Below are 18,375 nucleotides of genomic sequence, written 5' to 3'. Positions count from 1 at the left end.
TCTTCAGGGCAACGCTCAGGGCTGCGCGATCTTTCGCAGCACCAACGGGGTCACGACGATGATGATGCCGTACAGCACCATCCACACGCCGACCACGATGCGGAAGACGTCGAGCGAGAGTTCGGGCTGCAGAAGGACGATTGCACCCGCGACGATGCTGATGACTCCGAGCACGATCGACAGACCGCGATCGACGGTGTGCCCGGACGCCGCGTCGACCAGATCGAGAACGCCACGGAATACCCACCAGGCACCGATCACCAACGCGATCAGAACCACCGTCTGCAAAGGGCTACGGAGAACCAAGAATCCGAGGAGCACTGCCAACGCGCCGGAGATCGCGACGAGCGTGCGAGTTCCACCCGAAGCCGTCACGTCCGCGAACGAACGGATGATCTGAACGATTCCGAATCCGAACAGCTGGATCGCAATGACAACCGCGACCACGAACAGGGTGGCATCCGGCCACGCGAGTACCGCGATACCCAGGCCCAATGTGAGGACACCGAGCAGCACCGTCACGCCGGTGAGTACGCGGCGAGCGCTCTCGGCCGTCTCGGCTTCGGTCGGAACAACGATCGGTGTGGTCATGACGCCCCTAGGCAGCTCGGTAAATCCCGCAGTTGAGTGAAATGAAGGACGGACGGTTGGTTCGAAAACCGGTCCGGGCCAAAAATTAGCACTTTGGTGCCAGAAAATCCGGCAACGTTCACGATTCGGTGACCGGGGCGGCGCGAAGGTGCGTGATATCACCTGCTGCGACCGCAAAGGTCTCCCCATCTGTTCCCTCGATTTCGATGACGACGCGTCCGGAAGTGTCGACGTCGGTCGCGATACCGAACACCTCCTTGTCGCCCGGCAAAACCGCGCGGACTCGTTTGCCCAGCGTCCCGCAGCGCTGCCGGTATTCGGCAGCCAACACAGATGTATCCCATTTCGACGATTCCCAAGCACGGAATTGCGTCGCCAATTCACGGGCGATTGCGCGAACGAGAGTGTCGCGGTCGACAGTCGATGCTTCTTCGATCAGCAGTGACGTAGCGGTCGGGACGGGCAGCTCCTCGACGCCGAGGCTCACGTTCAGCCCGATCCCCACCACCACCGCGGGATCGGGCGCCGTCCTCGCCACCTCGGCCAGAATGCCGGCGACCTTCTTGTCACCGATGAGAACGTCGTTCGGCCACTTGAGTTCTGCGGGTACTTCGGCCACGTTGCGCAGCGCGTCGACGACCGCGATTCCCGACAGTAGCGGGAGCCAACCCATGTCCGCGAGATTCATTCCGGGCATCGACAGCAGAACCGACATCGAGATCTGCGCTTGCGGCGGACTCACCCACGTGCGCGAATGACGGCCACGGGCACTCGCCTGATATTCGGCGATCAGAACGTGACGGTCGGCATCCGGATCTGCCGCTCGCGCAAGGAGATCCGCGTTCGTCGAACCGGTCTCCTCGACAACGTCGAGGCGGTTCCAGAAAACGCGCGCGTCGTCGTTGTCACTGCGCACCAGTGCGCGTCGTAGGGCATTGCCGTCGAGGGGCGGTCGGTTCAAGTCGGTCCACATAGCCCCAGCCTATGACGACAGCGAGAATGTACTGGTCAGTAGCTTGAGCCTGCAAGACAGCGACAATCGGACCTGCCTTCGAAGCCCCCCACGCACTCTCGTTAAGCTCACGTCCATGACCACTGTCCAAGAGCCGAACGCGCCGGAGGCGGCGGCCGCACCCGATATTCACACGACCGCGGGAAAGCTCGCGGACCTGCGGAATCGCCAAGCCCAGGCGCAGGCACCGAGCGGCGAAGCCGCCATCGACAAGGTGCACGCCAAAGGCAAGCTGACCGCCCGCGAGCGCATCACCGCCCTCCTCGACGAGGGCTCCTTCGTCGAACTCGACGCACTGGCACGGCACCGAAGCGTGAACTTCGGTCTCGCTGACAACCGCCCGGTCGGCGACGGCGTCGTCACCGGTTACGGCACCATCGACGGCCGCGACGTCTGTGTCTTCTCACAGGACGCCACCGTTTTCGGCGGATCGCTCGGCGAAATCTACGGTGAGAAGATCGTCAAGGTCATGGACCTCGCGATCCGCACCGGACGGCCCCTCGTCGGCATCAACGAAGGTGCAGGCGCGCGCATTCAGGAAGGCGTCGTCTCGCTCGGCCTCTACGGCGAGATCTTCCACCGCAACGTCCAGGCCTCGGGTGTCATCCCCCAAATCTCACTGATCATGGGACCCGCCGCCGGCGGCCACGTGTACTCCCCCGCACTGACCGACTTCGTCGTGATGGTCGACGAGACCTCCCAGATGTTCGTCACCGGCCCCGACGTCATCAAGACGGTCACCGGTGAAGACGTCACGATGGAAGACCTCGGCGGCGCTCGCACCCACATGGTCAAGTCCGGCGTCGCCCACTACGTCGCTTCCGGCGAGCAGGACGCCCTCGACTACGTCAAGGACCTGCTCAGCTACCTGCCGTCCAACAACCAGGCAGCGGCTCCCCGCGGCGAGATCACCGACCCCATCGTCGGTTCGATCGAAGACAGCCTGACCGCCGAGGACATCGAACTCGACACCCTCATCCCGGACTCGGCCAACCAGCCGTACGACATGCACGAGGTCATCCGTCGCATCCTCGACGACGACGAGTTCCTCGAGGTCCAGGCCGAGCGCGCGATGAACATCATCGTCGGTTTCGGTCGCGTCGACGGACGCTCGGTCGGCATCGTCGCCAACCAGCCCACCCAGTTCGCGGGCTGCCTCGACATCGACGCCTCGGAGAAGGCCGCTCGCTTCGTGCGTACCTGCGACGCGTTCAACGTCCCGATCATCACGCTCGTCGACGTTCCCGGCTTCCTCCCCGGAACCGAGCAGGAATACAACGGCATCATCCGCCGCGGCGCGAAGCTCCTCTACGCATACGGAGAAGCAACGGTCGGCAAGATCACGGTCATCACCCGCAAGGCTTACGGCGGAGCGTACGACGTCATGGGCTCCAAGCACATGGGCGCCGACGTGAACCTGGCATGGCCGACCGCTCAGATCGCCGTCATGGGTGCATCCGGAGCAGTCGGATTCGTCTACCGCAAGCAGCTTCTCGAAGCCGCGAAGAACGGCGAAGACGTCGATGCATTGCGCCTCAAGCTGCAGAACGAGTACGAGGACACACTCGTCAACCCGTACGTCGCCGCTGAGCGCGGATACGTCGACGCTGTCATTCCTCCGTCGCACACCCGCGGACAAATCGTTTCCGCATTGCGACTGCTAGAGCGCAAGGCCGTTTCCCTTCCGCCCAAGAAGCATGGGAACATTCCCCTATGACCGCAACCACCGAGGACATTCTCAGCGAAGATGTCGCACTGGCGGAGACTGCACCGACCAACGGTGCGGTCGTCGAGGGAACCGCGACGGATGCTTCGCTCACGGAGCTGACCGAGACGTCGACCTCCGACGCGTCGGTCATCAAGATCGTCAAGGGTTCGCCCACGGACGTCGAGATCGCGGCACTGGTCAGCGTGCTTGCTGCGGCTGCCGGCAGCGGTCAAGCTCCCGAGTCGAACGTTCCCGCGGAGACCTGGGGCGATCCGACTCAGTTCCACCGCACGCGTGCGCCGTTCTCGCCGTACGCGTACCTGAACCCCGCGATCCGTCGCAGCTGACGATCACTCTGCTGACGTGACTCAACTGGTTCTAGCTTCAGCGTCCCCGGCTCGCCTCGCAGTTCTGCGGGCGGCCGGGGTTTCGCCGCTTGTGCGTGTCTCCGGCGTCGACGAGGACAAGATCGCCGACAATCTCGGACCCGACGCCGCCCCCGAAAAAGTCGTGACGGTACTGGCGGAGGCCAAGGCCGCCGAGATCGTTCCCGGTCTTGCCGCCGACAATCTCACCGACGTAGTCGTTGTCGGGTGCGATTCGATGCTCCTGATCGACGGGCAACTTCAAGGCAAGCCGGGCAGCGTCGATATCGCCCGAAAGCGATGGGCCGCAATGGCCGGACGCAGCGCCACTCTCTTGACCGGGCACTGTGTCCTACGCGTCGCCGACGGCCGCATCGTCCGCATGGCCTCGGATCACAGCGCAACAGTGGTTCATTTCGCGCAACCGTCCACCGAGGATCTCGAGGCATACCTGGCAACGGGCGAGCCGCTCCAAGTCGCCGGAGCATTCACGCTCGACAGTCTCGGCGGCTGGTTCGTGGAGAGGATCGAGGGTGATCCCTCGAGTGTCATCGGTATCGGATTACCTTTGGTACGAACACTTCTCGAGCGTGTCGGGGTTTCCGTCTCGGATCTCTGGCGCACGCAGAGCATCTTCTGACGCGTTTTCTCCAAGCACGTTTTCTCCAAGCACCAGTGACCAGCCCCGCATCGGGTCCATGCCGATGCGAAGCTGGTCGTTTTTGTTGTCACCGAAAAGGTTTGACCCTTCAGGTTTTGAAGGTGGTGTTCGCCGGCCTCGGTTGCTGTCCGGGGTCGATCGAGGGCGGCGGGACGAACCAGGGTTTGTTGTCGACTCCTATTCGGATTTCCCATTTCCCGACGAACCCGGATTTGAGGTGCATCAACCGATGGTGTGAACGGCACAGCAGGACCAGGTTGTTCATCACCGTCGGGCCACCGTTGGCCCAGTGCCGGATATGGTGCGCATCCGTCCACGCGGGCACGCATGTGCAGCCCGGGAAGGCGCAGCCTTTGTCTCGGGCGATGAGGGCGACGCGTTGTTCGGCGGTGACCAGCCTCTTTCCTGGTTTCGCATCCAAGGGCGCGCCGTGATCGTCGAGCAGGACGGTCGAGAGGAAACAATCACACCCGAGGAGCCTGGTCTGCGACACGGACAGCGGCCCCAGCCAGGGCATGTGCCCGACATCGAGATCCGACAGAGACTCTTCACCATCGGCGGGCGAGGCGGCGCAGTCCCGATGCTCAGCGAGATCACGCGCGTTGATGTGCACGTTCACGTGCGGTCGTTGACCACCATCTGTGCCAGTGTTGGCGCAGTCCAGGTAACGCCGGATCAGTTCGGTGAACCCGTCGGCAGTCCGCTTCGCTGCCGACCGAGCATCCGGCGTCCCGTCCGGTGCCTGGGTGGGCATCGTCAGATTCGACAGGGCCGAGAGCAGCATTTCTCCGGTGAGGGCGTCGAAATCCCCACGCACCACCACCCGACCATTGAGCGTCGACGCGATCCGCAACTCATTGAGATCGACATCTTCAGCGGGCGGAATCTCATCCGATTCGAACAACCGCTCCAACGTCGCGATCACGTTCCGCACCTTCGTCGTCGTCGCCTCCACACCCGACGCAGCAGCCAACAACAAATCGATACAGCGAGGGAGCGCCTCCTCCGGCATCCCCTTCGGCGGTGATTCACAGAACGCCACGATCAACACCGCGTGCTCGAACGAGCAATCCCCGCCATCGAACCGAGCCGCCACCGCCGGAAACGGCCGCAAAGCTGCACCGAGAGCGGCGATCTTTTTCCCGTCCCGAACCTGCAGCATCGTGTTGGCCGCCAACCACGCACCCACTCCGCGGCTGGCAATCACCTGATCATCCGGGCGCAACGACAACTCGTCCACCACCGCCACCCGCACAGCTTCCAGGCGCAGAATCTCCGCACTCGCCTCGACAGCAGCAGCACGCAACTCAGAAGCAGACAACCGCCACAACCGTCCGCGCAACCCCACCGCAGAACCAGACACCACATCCGACAACAAGACACTCATTGAATCCCCCGATCCCCTGCACACAGGGTACTCGAACACCCGTTCGAGTCAAGGGCAATTTTCAGACCGGCGAATTGACCCGCGGCAGAGCAGTCGACGCCAATCCGATACCGAGCGCAATTGCTGCGATGATCGCGAGCACACGGCGCTGCGCTTGGAGAAATGCTTCGCCGGCCGCCGCGCGAGTCGATGCGTACGCGGCATCAACTGCCACCTGAACGGATTGACCCCCGGCACCGGCGGAGCCGTCCCGGCGACATTCCGGCGCCACCTCCATCGGTGTTCCGGATGCCAATTGGCTTGTCGCGCAATCGACAAAGGCCTTTTCGGCGATGTCGATCAGACCGGGACCAACGCCGGCAGCTTCAAGGTTCGCAACGTACTCGGGCCGCTCCCCCTGCACTGCTTGCGGAGCTTGCCCCGCGACGAGCGAGAAGAACACCACTCCGATCAAGGCCAGTCCGATGGAGCTGCCAACCTGCTGAACGGTAGGAAGCAGTCCCGACACCGAACCCGCGTGCGCGGGTTCGACCGTCGCAAGGATCGCGGTTTGCAGTGGTGCCACGAACAGTCCGAGACCTGCGCCACCGAGAAGCAGCGGACCGGCGAGCGCGAGCCAGCGTGGATCGGTTCCTTCGCGTTCGAGGATGATCGACAGCGCGATCAGCGAGCCGGCAAAGACGACCATCCCCAGGATCAGAACACGGTTTCCGAGCATCCGGTACACCGCCGATGAGAGAACCGCCGCCACGCCCATTCCGACGGCCCACGGCAGCGTCATGACGCCCGCTCGCAATGCGGAGAACCCGAAGCCGAACTGAAGGGTGAGACTGATGGTGAAGATCAAGGAAGTCAGGGTTCCGAAGAAAACGAACGCAAGAACCGCGCCGATTGTGAAGGCTCGGTCGCGGAAAAGCTCGAGACGAAGGACCGGATCGCCGCCTCGTTTCGCCAAACGCGATTCGTAGAGCACAAACGCCACTGCCACCGGCGCCGACATCGCGAGCATTACGACAAGACCTGTGGGCCATCCGCGCGCCCTTCCCTCGGCCAGGGGAAGGATCAGCAGGAACAGCGCCAGTGATGACAGTGCGGCGCCGATGAGGTCCAGTGAGCGCACATGCTCAGCGCGAGCATCGACGAGATGGAAATATCCGAGAATCAAGGCGGCGATGCCGATCGGGATGTTGACGAAGAAGATCAGGCGCCAGCCCCAGTCGAACAGATTCCACTCGATCAGCAGCCCACCGATCAGAGGCCCGCTGACCGTTGCGAGCCCGATGGTCGCACCGTAGATCCCGAAGACTCGCGGATGCCTGGCCTTCGGAAACAGGCCCGAGATGATGGCAAACGTCTGGGCGGACATCGAACCGGCCGCCAATCCTTGCAGACCCCGGAAGACGATCAACATCGTCGCGCTCTGCGCGAGTCCGCACAGCAACGAGGCAACCACGAATACGGACAGGGCGGTCAGAAAAACAACTCTACGGCCGAACAGGTCCCCCAGCCGCGCTGCAGTGATCAACGAACACGCGAAAGCCAGGATGTACACGCTGACCATGAGCAACTGCGCCGATACGCCTGCTTGAAGATCGACGGCGATACTCGGAAGCGCGACGTTGACGATGGTCGCGTCGAGCAATTGCATGAATGCCGCCGCCAGACTCGTCGCCAACCCGAGCCAGGGCGTCAGAGAACCAGCTCGCCGCCCGCCCTTGTGGTCGGCGCCGACAGCGTCACCTAAAGGGTCCGGAAGCACCGAATGATCCTAATCGAACACAACGCTTCTAGAACCTGTTCTTGTTTAGATTGTAGTATTTCGGACAATTCAGTCCCCCAGATGGGATAGTTCGTCGTCTGCCCATTTTCAGAGCAGGCTTCTCGACGACACACGCAGGAGTTCTACTCGATGGATCTGAACTTGATCACCCATTGGCACCCGCTTCCTGGGCGGGTAATCGAATGGGGCGTCACGCATGCTTCCGCTCAACGAGCCGCCGAAGCCGAGATCGACCGAGAACTACCCCCGACCACGATGCAGGATCGCCACCTGCGACGCGCCCGCGTCACCGCAGAGAAGGGCGATCCGCAGTCTCCGTGGATCGGTATCGCCTTCGATTTCGCAGGAACACTGGACCGCGACGCCATGACGCGAGCACTTCAGCGCTACATCCGTCGCCACGACACGCTGCACAGCTGGTTCTCGTTCGACGAAGCAACCACCGACGCTGCGGACACCTCGTTCGAGGTCCGTCGACACGTGGTGCCGGTCGAAAGCATCGAACTCGAGTACCGCGTCGGCGACGACGTCTCCGAATCCGAGGCGATCCGCGCACTCGTCGCGACCAAGTTCGCCACCGAAACCAGCGCGCTGCAGTGGCCGGCATTCGTTTTCGGCGCCGTCGAGCACCACCATGCCGACCTCGAAGCCGATCCGAGCTTCACCCTGTTCCATGCAGTCGACCACGCCCATTCGGACATGAACTCGATGGTGTTGATGTACGCGGAATTGCGTCAGCTCTACGCCGCGGAAACGACCGGATCACATCCCGAACTGGGCCCCGCGGGAAGTTACGCGCAGTTCGGTCGCGTCGAGCGCGCACGGACAACCGAGCTGACGATGCAGTCACCCGAAGTGCACCAGTGGCTCGGTTACCTCATGCGTAGCGGCGGCTCGTTCCCCGGATTTCCGCTCCCTCTCGGGGCCGAAGACGCGCCCAAACCGGCTATCGGTTCACGCTTCGACCTGGCCGACGACATCGAGTGCGAGAAGTTCGGTGCGGTTTGTAAAGCTAATGGCGCCAACTTCATCGGTGGAATATTCACCGCGCTCGCGATTGCGGAATTCGAACTCGCCGGACGCGACAAGTACATCGCCCTCTCGCCGGTCAGCACACGAACCGAGGCCGACTCGTTTGCGCAGGGCTGGTACATCAACCTGATCCCGGTCGGCATCGACGTCGACGACAAGCGACGCTTCACCGAGTTGGCAAAGCTCGGGCAGCAGGGGTACCACGACGGCAAGGCACTCCTCGATGTCTCCGTGCAGCAGGTCATCGATCTGGTTCTGTCGAGCTTGGCCGAGTCGGATTCCGCACCCGGCGGACTGTCGAAGACGCTCACCCCGCCGCCGATCGTCTCGTACATCGACGGCCGACGCATGCCGGATCCATACAGTTACGCCGAGACGAAGGCAACGGGAATCGTCGGCGGCAAAGAGACTCAAATCGCGTCGATGTGGATCAACCGGATGCACACCGGAACCTGGATCGCCGTGTCTCACCCCGACACCCCCATTGCCCACGAATCGGCCACCCGCTTCGCCGAGCATGTCTCCAAGATCATCAAAACTGTTGCAGCTCAGGGCGACTACTCGTTCGCGGCACCAGAGGGAGCGGCCTGATGCATGTCACCTCGATCGATCGATACGGACTCGAGCCCGGAATCGTCACCGAATGGTCGCTCCAGCCCGCGGACGGCGCCGTCACCGAGTCGGAAGTACCACCGTCGTACAACCAGCATTTTCACCTCGAGACTGCGCGAACACACGGCATGGGCCGGAGTGTGTGGATGGCAGCCGCATTCGACCTTCCCGGAGAACTGAATCGGCCTGCACTCGATCTCGCGCTGCGCCTGTTCATCAGTCGCCATGACACTCTGCACACAGGATTCGAGGTGGGCGAGTTCACCACCACCCGAATGGGACTCGATCCAGACGGCACACACATCGAGACTTCGGAACCTCTGAAATTCGATTCGACCGAAGACCTCCGAGCGCATCTCAAGAAGCGATTCACGACGGTATGCGATCCACTGACCTTCCCTGCATACACGTTTGCCACGGTCGAACGCGAAGAGCATTACACGGTCCTGAGCGCGTTCGATCACACACTCGTCGACGGCTACTCGTTGGTCATCGCTCTCGGGGAACTGCGACAGATCTACGAGGGACTGATCGCCCTACCCGACCTGACCGACCACGAGGCCGTCGACGCAGTGATGAGCCGACTGGGTGACCCGGGAAGTTTCGTGCGGTACTGCGAACTGGAGGCAGACGCTCTGCTTCCCGTCGACAACGACCCTCGAATCCGAGAGTGGGCAAGGTTCTACGAGATCTGCGGTGGCACATCACCGAGTTTCCCCTTGGATCTCGGCGTCGAGGGCGGAAAGCCCGCGCCGCAGGGCGCCGATGTGCGCGTGCTGCTCGACGAGGAGTTGACGGCGACGTTCGACGAGATCTGCCTATCCGCCGGCGGTAGCGTGTTCACCGGAATCCTCACTGCGATGGGACTTTCCGTCCACTCGTACACCGGGCAGTCGACGCTTCCGCTGCAATTTCCGCTTCACATTCGCAAAGATCCGCGGTGGGCCGACGCGATCGGCTGGCTCACCACCAGCGCGCCGATCACGGTCCAGATCACTCCCGACGCGGATTTCGGTGCATCCCTTGCACATACGCACGCGTCGTTCCGAGTTGCGTTGACGCTCGAGGGCGTCACCATGGCCCAGGTTCGAGATGCTTTGGGCGACAAGATTCGACGCACGCGCACCGACGTCTTCATGGTGTCGTACATCGATTACCGCAAACTACCCGGCACAGACGATCATGATCTCCTCAACGCCCATCACATCAGCAATGTGACGGTCGCCGACGATGCCCAGTTCTGGATTTCGCGAACGAACCGTGGTCTCTCGCTGCGTTCACGCTTTCCCGATACCGAGACGGCAAACGAAACCATGGTGAATTTCCTCACCGAACTCGACCGGATTCTGAGAGAGGTCTGCGCCCGGGGCGTGACGCCGATCGGAAGTGTCACCGAACAATTGAGAGATTCGAGCGTCGGAGCAGGAACACCGAGGATTTAGGGTCGGCAACGGGCACGAGCAGGCAGAACCTGCTTCCGGGCGTCTCACCTTGCGCACAGCGCATAGAATCGATCAAGTCCGTGTTCGAACCGAACGATTCGTCTTCAGGAGTACGCCCGTGCCCGTTGCCCCCGATCCCTCAACCGCGTTTGCCGAGTTCGCGCATCCCGACCGGTTGGTCTCGACGGAATGGCTCTCGGCGAATCTCGGTGCGCCGGACCTCAAGGTTGTCGAATCCGACGAAGACGTGTTGTTGTACGACGTCGGCCACATCCCCGGAGCCGTGAAGATCGACTGGCATCTCGACCTCAACGATCCGGTCACCCGCGACTACATCGACGGTGCGAAGTTCGCAGAGTTGATGAACCGCAAGGGCATCGGCCGCGACGACACCGTGGTCATCTACGGCGACAAGAGCAACTGGTGGGCGGCCTACGCACTGTGGGTCTTCACTCTGTTCGGCCACGAGGACGTCCGTCTTCTCGACGGTGGCCGCGATGCGTGGATCGCCGAGAACCGCGACACCGCTTTCGACGTTCCCGACATCACGTCAACGGATTACCCGGTCGTCGAGCGCAACGACGCTCCCATCCGCGCATTCAAGGACGACGTTCTCGCGCACTTGGGCGACGGGCCGCTCATCGACGTGCGATCTCCGCAGGAGTACACCGGCGAGCGCACCCACATGCCCGACTACCCCGAAGAGGGTGCGTTGCGTGGTGGACACATTCCCAGCGCGCTCAGCATCCCGTGGGCGAAGGCAGCGGCACCGGACAGCCGCTTCCGCACCCGTACCGAACTCGGCGAGATCTACGGCGACCTGTCGGCCGACGACAACATCGTCGCGTACTGCCGCATCGGTGAGCGTTCCAGTCACACCTGGTTCGTGTTGACTCATCTTCTCGGCTACCCGAACGTTCGTAACTACGACGGTTCATGGACCGAGTGGGGCAATGCCGTGCGCGTCCCGATCGTCCAGGGCGAAGAGCCCGGAGCCGTTCCTTCCTCCGTATCGGCGTCATGAGCGCTCTTCCTTCGGCTCTGGCCGAGATCGTCGACGACTTCGCGGCCGTCGGCGCCTCGGACAAGCTCACCCTTCTTCTCGAGTTCAGCCGGGAGCTGCCGCCGTTGCCGGCGGAGCTCGAGCAGAGCGCGATGGAGCCGGTCCCCGAATGTCAGTCGCCGCTCTTCCTCTCGGTCGACGATTCGGATCGCGACAACGTTCGCCTGTACTTCAGCGCTCCCCCCGAGGCTCCCACGACGCGTGGTTTCGCATCGATCCTCGCGCAGGGGCTCGACGGCCACAGCGCCGACGAGATCCTCGGTGTACCCGACGACTTCTATTCGGCGCTCGGTCTCGCAGAAGCCGTGAGCCCGCTCCGTCTGCGCGGAATGTCGGCCATGCTCGCGCGCATCAAGCGGCACTTGCGGGGCTGAAAACATGGAGTTCACCGAACTGGCCGACTATGCGATTCCGGCCGGCGCACTCGTCGAATGGTTGCCGTGCGCAACCGGGCCCTGGGTTCCGGATCCGCGGCCCGTCTCCTACATTCACGAGGCACATCTCAACCGTTCCGCTGCAGGCGCAGGCGACACGTCTTGGCTGGGAACAGCTTTCGAGATTTCCGGCCCGCTCGACGTCGATGCGTTCCGAGTCGCTCTCGGCCGGTGGATCGACCGTCACGAAGTTCTGCGCTCGCATACCGTCCTCGAGCCCTCGAGCGGCGAGATCACCCGGCACACGGTCCCGCTCGGCGGAATCGACATCGGGGTCGTCAGCCACGGCTACGACGCGTCCAGCCAGGACAACTTCGACCACCTTCACCGCCTGTTCGACGATTACGCGTCCCCGCACAGTTGGCCGTCGTACGTCTTCGCGACGTTGACGCCCCGCGGTGGCGACGGTCCGTTCACCGTGTTCTTCGCGGCGGACCACTCGATCATCGACGGGTTCTCGATCGTGCTGGTCGCTCACGAGATCGCAGCTCTGTACCGCGAGGCCTCGACCGGTAGTGCTGCAAATCTGTTTCCGGTGGGCAGCTACGTCGATTTCGGTGCCGTCGAACGCGAGCAGATGGCCGACATGGAAGCCGAGAAGGCTGCGGTCGAGATCTGGCGAAAGGCTCTCGGCACGGACGGTCTACCCCAGTTCCCGCTACCAATCGGTGACCGTGGAACCGATTCTCAGAACGGCCTGTCGACCTGGCTGCTCGACGCCGACCAGTCCAAGGCCTTCAGTTCGACGTGTGCAGCCACCGGCGTGGGGTACTTCGCCGGACTTCTCGGCGGACTTGCCGCTGTAGGTCGCGAAGTCGCGGGATCCGATCGATTCGAGGTCGTGACGCCGGTTCACACCCGCAGCGCTCAGGAGTGGGCGGGCGCGCTCGGCTGGTTCGTCGGACTGTGCCCGGTCGAGTTCGCCGTTGGATCGGACTGTTCGTTCGGCGACCTCGCGACACGCGCCGCCGAATCCATCGCTTCGGTCAAGCCTGCCGCAGCTGTCCCGTTCGATCGGATCGGTGAGCACCTCGAAACCCCGATCCGACCGCGATTCGTCGTGTCCTACATGGACGTTCGCTTCGTGCCCGAAGCCGCACAATGGCCCGAATGGAACGCCAGAGCACTTCGAAGCAAGGCATATACGCACGACGTCTACATCTGGATCAACCGCACACCCCAGGGACTCAACCTCGCGGTCAGGTACCCAGGCAACGAGACGGCGAACGCCGCGGTTCACGCCTACGTGGCCGCACTGCGCCGGACCATCGAAGAAATCGTCACCGAACCGGACGCCGCCACCTCCGACAGCTACTCATCGGTAGTTTTCGAAACCGTTTCCTAAGCCGGAGTGGGCTTTAGCGATCCGGTTACAACCAGCGCCGAAGCGATGCATACACTCCGAAGTGATGCCAATCCCCCGATGGTGAAATCCCAGAGGAATACACCGCGGAGACAGACTATGCGAACCACAGGAGGCTCAGTGCCCAGTCATGCCAGCGCGCACATTACGAAGGTGCTTGTCGCGAACCGCGGTGAAATCGCGGTACGGGTCATCCGGGCGGCCAAGGATGCCGGCTACGGCAGCGTTGCCGTTTACGCCGAGCCCGATGCAGACGCGCAGTTCGTGAAGCTCGCAGACGAGGCATTTGCCCTCGGTGGACAGACGTCCGCCGAGTCCTACCTCGTGTTCGACAAGATCCTCGACGCAGCCAAGAAGTCCGGCGCCGACGCCATCCACCCCGGCTACGGTTTCCTCTCCGAGAACGCCGACTTCGCCCAGGCCGTCATCGACGCGAACCTCATCTGGATCGGTCCGTCACCGCAGTCCATCCGCGACCTCGGCGACAAGGTCACAGCACGCCATATCGCAGAACGCGCGAAGGCGCCGATGGCAGCCGGCACCAAGGATCCCGTCAAGGGCGCCGACGAGGTCGTCGCATTCGCCAAGGAATACGGCGTCCCGGTTGCGATCAAGGCTGCCTTCGGTGGCGGTGGACGCGGCATGAAGGTCGCCCAGACCATCGAGGAAATCCCCGAGCTGTTCGAGTCGGCCACCCGTGAGGCCATCGCAGCCTTCGGTCGCGGCGAGTGCTTCGTCGAGCAGTACCTGGACAAGGCCCGCCACGTCGAGGCTCAGGTCATCGCCGACCAGCACGGCAACGTCGTCGTCGCCGGTACCCGCGACTGCTCGCTGCAGCGTCGCTTCCAGAAGCTCGTCGAAGAGGCTCCCGCTCCCTTCCTGACGGACGACCAGCGTGCACGCATCCACGCATCCGCCAAGGCCATCTGCAAGGAAGCCGGCTACTACGGCGCCGGAACGGTCGAGTACCTGGTTCAGGGCGACACCATCTCCTTCCTCGAGGTCAACACCCGCCTGCAGGTCGAGCACCCCGTCACGGAAGAGACCGCGGGCATCGACCTCGTGCGTCAGCAGTTCCTCATCGCCAACGGCGAAGAACTCTCCATCAAGGAAGATCCCACCCCGCGTGGACACTCCTTCGAGTTCCGCATCAACGGCGAAGACGCCGGCCGCGGCTTCATGCCTGCCCCCGGCCCGGTCTCCGTCTACCGTGAGCCCACGGGCCCCGGCGTTCGCGTCGATTCCGGTGTCGTTGCCGGCGACGTCATCGGCGGACAGTTCGACTCCATGCTCGCCAAGCTCATCGTCACCGGCGCCACCCGCGAAGAAGCCCTCCAGCGGGCATCGCGCGCTCTGGCCGAGTTCGAGATCGACGGCCTCGCGACCGTTCTCCCGTTCCACCGCCACATCGTCGAGAACCCGGCGTTCATCGGTGACGGCGAGAAGTTCGACATCTACACCAAGTGGATCGAAACCGACTGGGTCAACCCCATCGAGCCGTACGCAGGCGCCGGTGCTCCCGTAGACGACGAGGACGAGGCTCTGCCGCGTCAGAACGTCGTCGTCGAGGTCGGTGGACGTCGCGTCGAGGTTTCCCTCCCGGGCCAGTTCTCGCTCGGCAACGGCGGCGGCGCTGCCTCCGGTGCGATCCGCAAGAAGCCGAAGGCGCGCAAGCGCGGCGGCGCCGGCGGAGGTGCAGCATCGGGTGACGCTGTCACGGCTCCGATGCAGGGCACCGTCGTCAAGGTTGCAGTGACCGAAGGCCAGGAAGTCGCAGAAGGCGATCTGATCGCCGTTCTCGAAGCCATGAAGATGGAAAACCCCGTCAACGCGCACAAGGCCGGTGTCGTCACCGGACTCTCCGTCGAGCCGGGTGCAGCAATCACGCAGGGAACGGTTCTCGCAGAACTGAAGTAGGGCCTCCGGCCCCGTGCGCCTTTCCGGTAGTCCCCACTACCGGAAAGGCGCACAGTCGTTTGAGTAGGCTGTAACGATGGCTGACGTCCCCGACATTCGCATCGGCACTGCAGAACGCGAGCAGGCACTCGATCTCCTGAGCGAGCACTTCGCCGCAGGCCGCCTCACCGTCACCGAGTTCGACGAGAGAAGCGGAATCGTCAGTGCCGCAACAACTCGCAGTGAACTCGTTCCGGTGTTCGCCGATCTTCCGGGCAACTACCAAGCCCCCGGCACCGCTCCCCTGTCTATGGTGACGCCTCCCGACGCACCGGCGGAGCGAGGCTTCAACCCCGACTGGTCCGGTCGCGTCATGGCCGTCGTCCCGATTCTCGCGGTGATCCTGTTCTTCGTCACCGGCACCTGGTTGTGGTTCCTCGCGATTCCCCTGGCCGGTGCACTGCTGTTCGGTACCGACCGGGAACGCAAAGCCAAGCGCCGCCGCGAGCGGGACTCCGACTGATGGAGCCGATCGAGATCAACGCAGGCGGCTGGTATCTACGCGCACTACGCGCAGACGAGCGTGTGGACGACCGCCCCGCCCTTGCCGATGGTGGTATCACCGACCCCGATTACGTGAGTCAGCGAAGCGCTCAGTGGCACGAAAACAGCGTCTACTCCTGGGCAGTGTGCCAACCCAACACCGGTGAGCTTCTCGCCGAGGTCGTTCTGACGCCTCTCGACTCCACCGCCCTGCTCACCGGCTGGGCCCGCGACGGGCACACCGAGGCGCTCACGACGGCCGCCGACGCCGTCACCAGATTCGCCGAAGGTGCACTCGGACTCGTCGTCGTCGAGGGGCAGACGAATTGAAGAACAACCGATACTGGCCGTTGGCGATCGCCGTGGTCATTGCCCTGATCATGCTCTTCTCCCCGGGTTCCACCGTGCCCTCGAGCCCGGAGAACACCGACAAGATCACTCACACGCTGATGTTCGCGGTATTGGCGATCACCTCGTTGCACGCGCGGATCCCGGTGTGGCTCACGGCTGTGTGGTTGTTGATCTTTGCCGCGACGTCCGAGGTTCTTCAAGCAGCGCTGCCCATTTCGCGTTCCGGTTCGATCTGGGACGGCAGCGCCGACCTGCTCGGCATCGCCATCGGGATCGGTATCGTCAGCCTCTTGACGAGGCGACGAACTTCCCGCCGAGACGAGCCGAGCAGGTCCTGATCAGCTGAGCAGGTTGCTCCGCAATTGGTCCTGGGTCGACGCGTCGATCTTCAAGCCGTCGGTGAAGTAGGCCTCGATGGATCCGTGTACCTGCGCGAGCTCTGCCATCGACGCCTCCAGGTACTCGCGCCTGACACCGAGGACACCCTCGAGCAGGGTCGGGTCGATCCCCTTGGCCTCGAATCGCTCGAGGAGCGGCGCGAACATCGGCAACAAAATCTTGTTGGTTTCGAGGTAGTCCGCGAAGACCGCGTCCTCGGAGGCACCCAGGAACAGCAGTAACGCGGCCGCTGCCCAACCCGTGCGATCCTTGCCCGTGGTGCAGTGAATGAGTGCCGGCGAGCTGGGCGGCTGCGCCAAGTCGACGAACAGTTGCCGGTACGACGCGACCGCACTCGGCAAGGTCACGAAATCGCGGTAACTTCCCTGAAAGTACTCGAGCGCCTGGCCGCTGCCCAACGCTTCGGCAGCAAACGCCGGGTCGGCGATCATCTGCTGCATCTGAGCCGGAATGGCGCGATACTGCTTGTCCGCCAATACGTCCAGGCCGATTTCTCGGATACCGTCCGGCGTCAGATCCGGTGCCGTCTCGCGTTCGGATTCGGTGCGCAGATCGTAGATCGTGACGATGCCCAGATCGGCGAGGGTCTGTGCGCCGTCCGCACTGAGCGATGCCAGATCGGTGGAACGAAACACGCTCCCGGTGCGGACGGTGCCACCGAAGCTCGATTCGGGGCCACCGATGTCTCGGAGGTTCGCCAGGGACGGTACGACGGAAGACAGCTTCGGAGTATCGGTCATACCTGAGAATGTATCGGTCGCCGAGAAACCGTGATCGGGGAAGAGCAGCCGGAGAAATAAGATCGAGACACATCATCTCCCGTAATTGCTGCGCTACAGATCCGTAACATGCTCAAGTAATCCTGTGGACATGCCTACAACGAATTCCAGTGGTCTCGGAGCCTTCGATGCGCTCGGTGACCACCAGGCAGTCGCGGCGCTGCTCGAGTGTTGCCATTCCGCCGTGTGGGCACAGGAAATCGCCTCGTCTCGCCCGTTCGCCGATCTGGAAGCTCTGTTCGACAAAGCAGATGCGGTGCTGGCCGAGCTTCCCGAGTCCGAGATCGACGACGCTCTCTCCGGCCACCCACGAATCGGTGAGCGAAGCGAGAGCGCGGCCTCTACCCGTGAACAGTCGGGAGTCTCGTCGGCGACAGAAGACGTACTCGCGGAACTTCGACGGAAGAACGCCGAGTACGAAGAGACATTCGGCCATGTCTACCTGGTCTGCGCGTCGGGGAAATCTGGAACGGAGCTCCTCGACATCCTTCGAGGTCGTCTCCGAAACGACCCGGCGACCGAGCGTTCCGTGCTTCGAACCGAATTGGCCGCCATCAATCGGATCAGACTCGCCCGTCTGATCGATGCACTCGCCGGAGGCACAGCATGAGCAAGACCCTCAGCACGCACGTTCTCGACGCGACGACGGGCAACCCCGCGGCGGGGATTCGCGTCGAACTTCGTGATCGAGACGGCGCCTCCGTCACCACTGCGGAGACCGACTCCGACGGCCGCATCCCCGAACTTGCTCCCGGTGGCCTGACCGCCGGTCACTACACCCTGACTTTCGACACCGGAACGTATTTCGAGACCAACGGACAAGAAAACTTCTACCCGGAAGTGACAGTGACCTTCCGGGTGGACGACACGGCACGGGGCTATCACGTCCCACTGTTGCTGTCTCCCTTTGCTTATTCCACCTATCGCGGGAGCTGAACACGTGACTACCGAAAACAT

The 18,375-nt window shown here is 63.0% G+C and carries 19 protein-coding genes; 14 read left to right on the top strand and 5 right to left on the bottom strand.

Going from position 1 to position 18,375, the window contains the following annotated elements:
* Positions 1–15: 15 nt before the first annotated feature.
* Entirely contained in the window at positions 16–591 is a 576-nt protein-coding gene (locus AOT96_RS21020; protein ID WP_003941007.1) for an HdeD family acid-resistance protein, read from the bottom strand.
* Between the two features lie 118 nt (positions 592–709).
* Positions 710–1,564, bottom strand: coding sequence for a biotin--[acetyl-CoA-carboxylase] ligase (locus AOT96_RS21015; RefSeq protein WP_003940755.1), 855 nt, complete (start codon positions 1,562–1,564; stop codon positions 710–712).
* Positions 1,565–1,679: 115 nt separating this feature from the next.
* Here AOT96_RS21015 and AOT96_RS21010 point away from each other — a divergent pair, with 115 nt between their 5' ends.
* The 3 genes from AOT96_RS21010 to AOT96_RS21000 are packed head-to-tail and all read left to right on the top strand — an operon-like array spanning position 1,680 to position 4,316.
* Positions 1,680–3,320, top strand: coding sequence for an acyl-CoA carboxylase subunit beta (locus AOT96_RS21010; protein WP_003940853.1), 1,641 nt, complete (start codon positions 1,680–1,682; stop codon positions 3,318–3,320).
* The gene (locus AOT96_RS21005) at positions 3,317–3,658 is read left to right on the top strand and encodes an acyl-CoA carboxylase subunit epsilon (protein ID WP_007731147.1); all 342 of its coding nucleotides are present in this window, start codon (positions 3,317–3,319) and stop codon (positions 3,656–3,658) included. Before AOT96_RS21010 ends, AOT96_RS21005 begins: the two co-directional genes overlap by 4 nt.
* A gap of 16 nt (positions 3,659–3,674) precedes the next feature.
* Positions 3,675–4,316, top strand: coding sequence for a Maf family protein (locus tag AOT96_RS21000; protein ID WP_007731146.1), 642 nt, complete (start codon positions 3,675–3,677; stop codon positions 4,314–4,316).
* A gap of 109 nt (positions 4,317–4,425) precedes the next feature.
* On the opposite strand, the gene AOT96_RS20995 is transcribed toward AOT96_RS21000, so the two are convergent.
* Positions 4,426–5,724, bottom strand: coding sequence for an HNH endonuclease signature motif containing protein (locus AOT96_RS20995; RefSeq protein WP_065352219.1), 1,299 nt, complete (start codon positions 5,722–5,724; stop codon positions 4,426–4,428).
* Positions 5,725–5,785: 61 nt separating this feature from the next.
* Positions 5,786–7,483 (bottom strand): MFS transporter, encoded by a 1,698-nt coding sequence (locus AOT96_RS20990; RefSeq protein ID WP_003940674.1) that lies wholly within the window; start codon positions 7,481–7,483, stop codon positions 5,786–5,788.
* A 150-nt stretch (positions 7,484–7,633) separates the two neighbouring features.
* On the opposite strand from AOT96_RS20990, the gene AOT96_RS20985 reads away from it, so the two are divergent.
* The 9 genes from AOT96_RS20985 (at position 7,634) to AOT96_RS20945 (ending at position 16,578) form a co-directional block, all read left to right on the top strand.
* Positions 7,634–9,127: a condensation domain-containing protein gene (locus tag AOT96_RS20985; RefSeq protein ID WP_065352218.1), complete on the top strand. Its 1,494-nt coding sequence runs from the start codon at positions 7,634–7,636 to the stop codon at positions 9,125–9,127.
* Positions 9,127–10,590, top strand: a complete 1,464-nt coding sequence (locus AOT96_RS20980) for a condensation domain-containing protein (RefSeq protein ID WP_030535028.1) — start codon at positions 9,127–9,129, stop codon at positions 10,588–10,590. Before AOT96_RS20985 ends, AOT96_RS20980 begins: the two co-directional genes overlap by 1 nt.
* A gap of 118 nt (positions 10,591–10,708) precedes the next feature.
* Positions 10,709–11,614: a sulfurtransferase gene (locus AOT96_RS20975; RefSeq protein WP_065352217.1), complete on the top strand. Its 906-nt coding sequence runs from the start codon at positions 10,709–10,711 to the stop codon at positions 11,612–11,614.
* Positions 11,611–12,027 (top strand): SufE family protein, encoded by a 417-nt coding sequence (locus AOT96_RS20970; RefSeq protein WP_003940804.1) that lies wholly within the window; start codon positions 11,611–11,613, stop codon positions 12,025–12,027. The genes AOT96_RS20975 and AOT96_RS20970 overlap by 4 nt, the downstream gene beginning before the upstream one ends.
* A gap of 4 nt (positions 12,028–12,031) precedes the next feature.
* A complete protein-coding gene (locus AOT96_RS20965; protein ID WP_065352216.1) occupies positions 12,032–13,432 on the top strand; it encodes a condensation domain-containing protein in 1,401 nt (466 codons plus the stop codon).
* Positions 13,433–13,570: 138 nt separating this feature from the next.
* Positions 13,571–15,367, top strand: a complete 1,797-nt coding sequence (locus AOT96_RS20960; protein ID WP_030535031.1) for an acetyl/propionyl/methylcrotonyl-CoA carboxylase subunit alpha — start codon at positions 13,571–13,573, stop codon at positions 15,365–15,367.
* Between the two features lie 76 nt (positions 15,368–15,443).
* Positions 15,444–15,869, top strand: coding sequence for a DUF1707 SHOCT-like domain-containing protein (locus tag AOT96_RS20955; protein ID WP_003940708.1), 426 nt, complete (start codon positions 15,444–15,446; stop codon positions 15,867–15,869).
* Positions 15,869–16,219: a hypothetical protein gene (locus AOT96_RS20950; RefSeq protein ID WP_003940792.1), complete on the top strand. Its 351-nt coding sequence runs from the start codon at positions 15,869–15,871 to the stop codon at positions 16,217–16,219. Before AOT96_RS20955 ends, AOT96_RS20950 begins: the two co-directional genes overlap by 1 nt.
* The gene (locus AOT96_RS20945) at positions 16,216–16,578 is read left to right on the top strand and encodes a VanZ family protein (RefSeq protein ID WP_003940977.1); all 363 of its coding nucleotides are present in this window, start codon (positions 16,216–16,218) and stop codon (positions 16,576–16,578) included. The genes AOT96_RS20950 and AOT96_RS20945 overlap by 4 nt, the downstream gene beginning before the upstream one ends.
* On the opposite strand, the gene AOT96_RS20940 is transcribed toward AOT96_RS20945, so the two are convergent.
* Positions 16,579–17,379: a tyrosine-protein phosphatase gene (locus AOT96_RS20940; protein WP_007727222.1), complete on the bottom strand. Its 801-nt coding sequence runs from the start codon at positions 17,377–17,379 to the stop codon at positions 16,579–16,581.
* Positions 17,380–17,509: 130 nt separating this feature from the next.
* Between AOT96_RS20940 and uraD the strand changes: the two genes are divergently transcribed.
* A complete protein-coding gene (gene uraD, locus AOT96_RS20935) occupies positions 17,510–18,028 on the top strand; it encodes a 2-oxo-4-hydroxy-4-carboxy-5-ureidoimidazoline decarboxylase (protein ID WP_030535033.1) in 519 nt (172 codons plus the stop codon).
* Positions 18,025–18,354, top strand: coding sequence for a hydroxyisourate hydrolase (gene uraH / locus AOT96_RS20930; protein ID WP_007727227.1), 330 nt, complete (start codon positions 18,025–18,027; stop codon positions 18,352–18,354). The genes uraD and uraH overlap by 4 nt, the downstream gene beginning before the upstream one ends.
* The last annotated feature ends 21 nt before the right edge of the window (positions 18,355–18,375 follow it).

It is taken from the genome of Rhodococcus sp. 008 (genome assembly GCF_001682295.1).
Classification (GTDB): Bacteria; Actinomycetota; Actinomycetes; order Mycobacteriales; family Mycobacteriaceae; genus Rhodococcus_F; species Rhodococcus_F qingshengii.
Note: the sequence above shows the minus strand (reverse complement) of the source record. Positions and strands in the feature narration are given on the sequence as shown.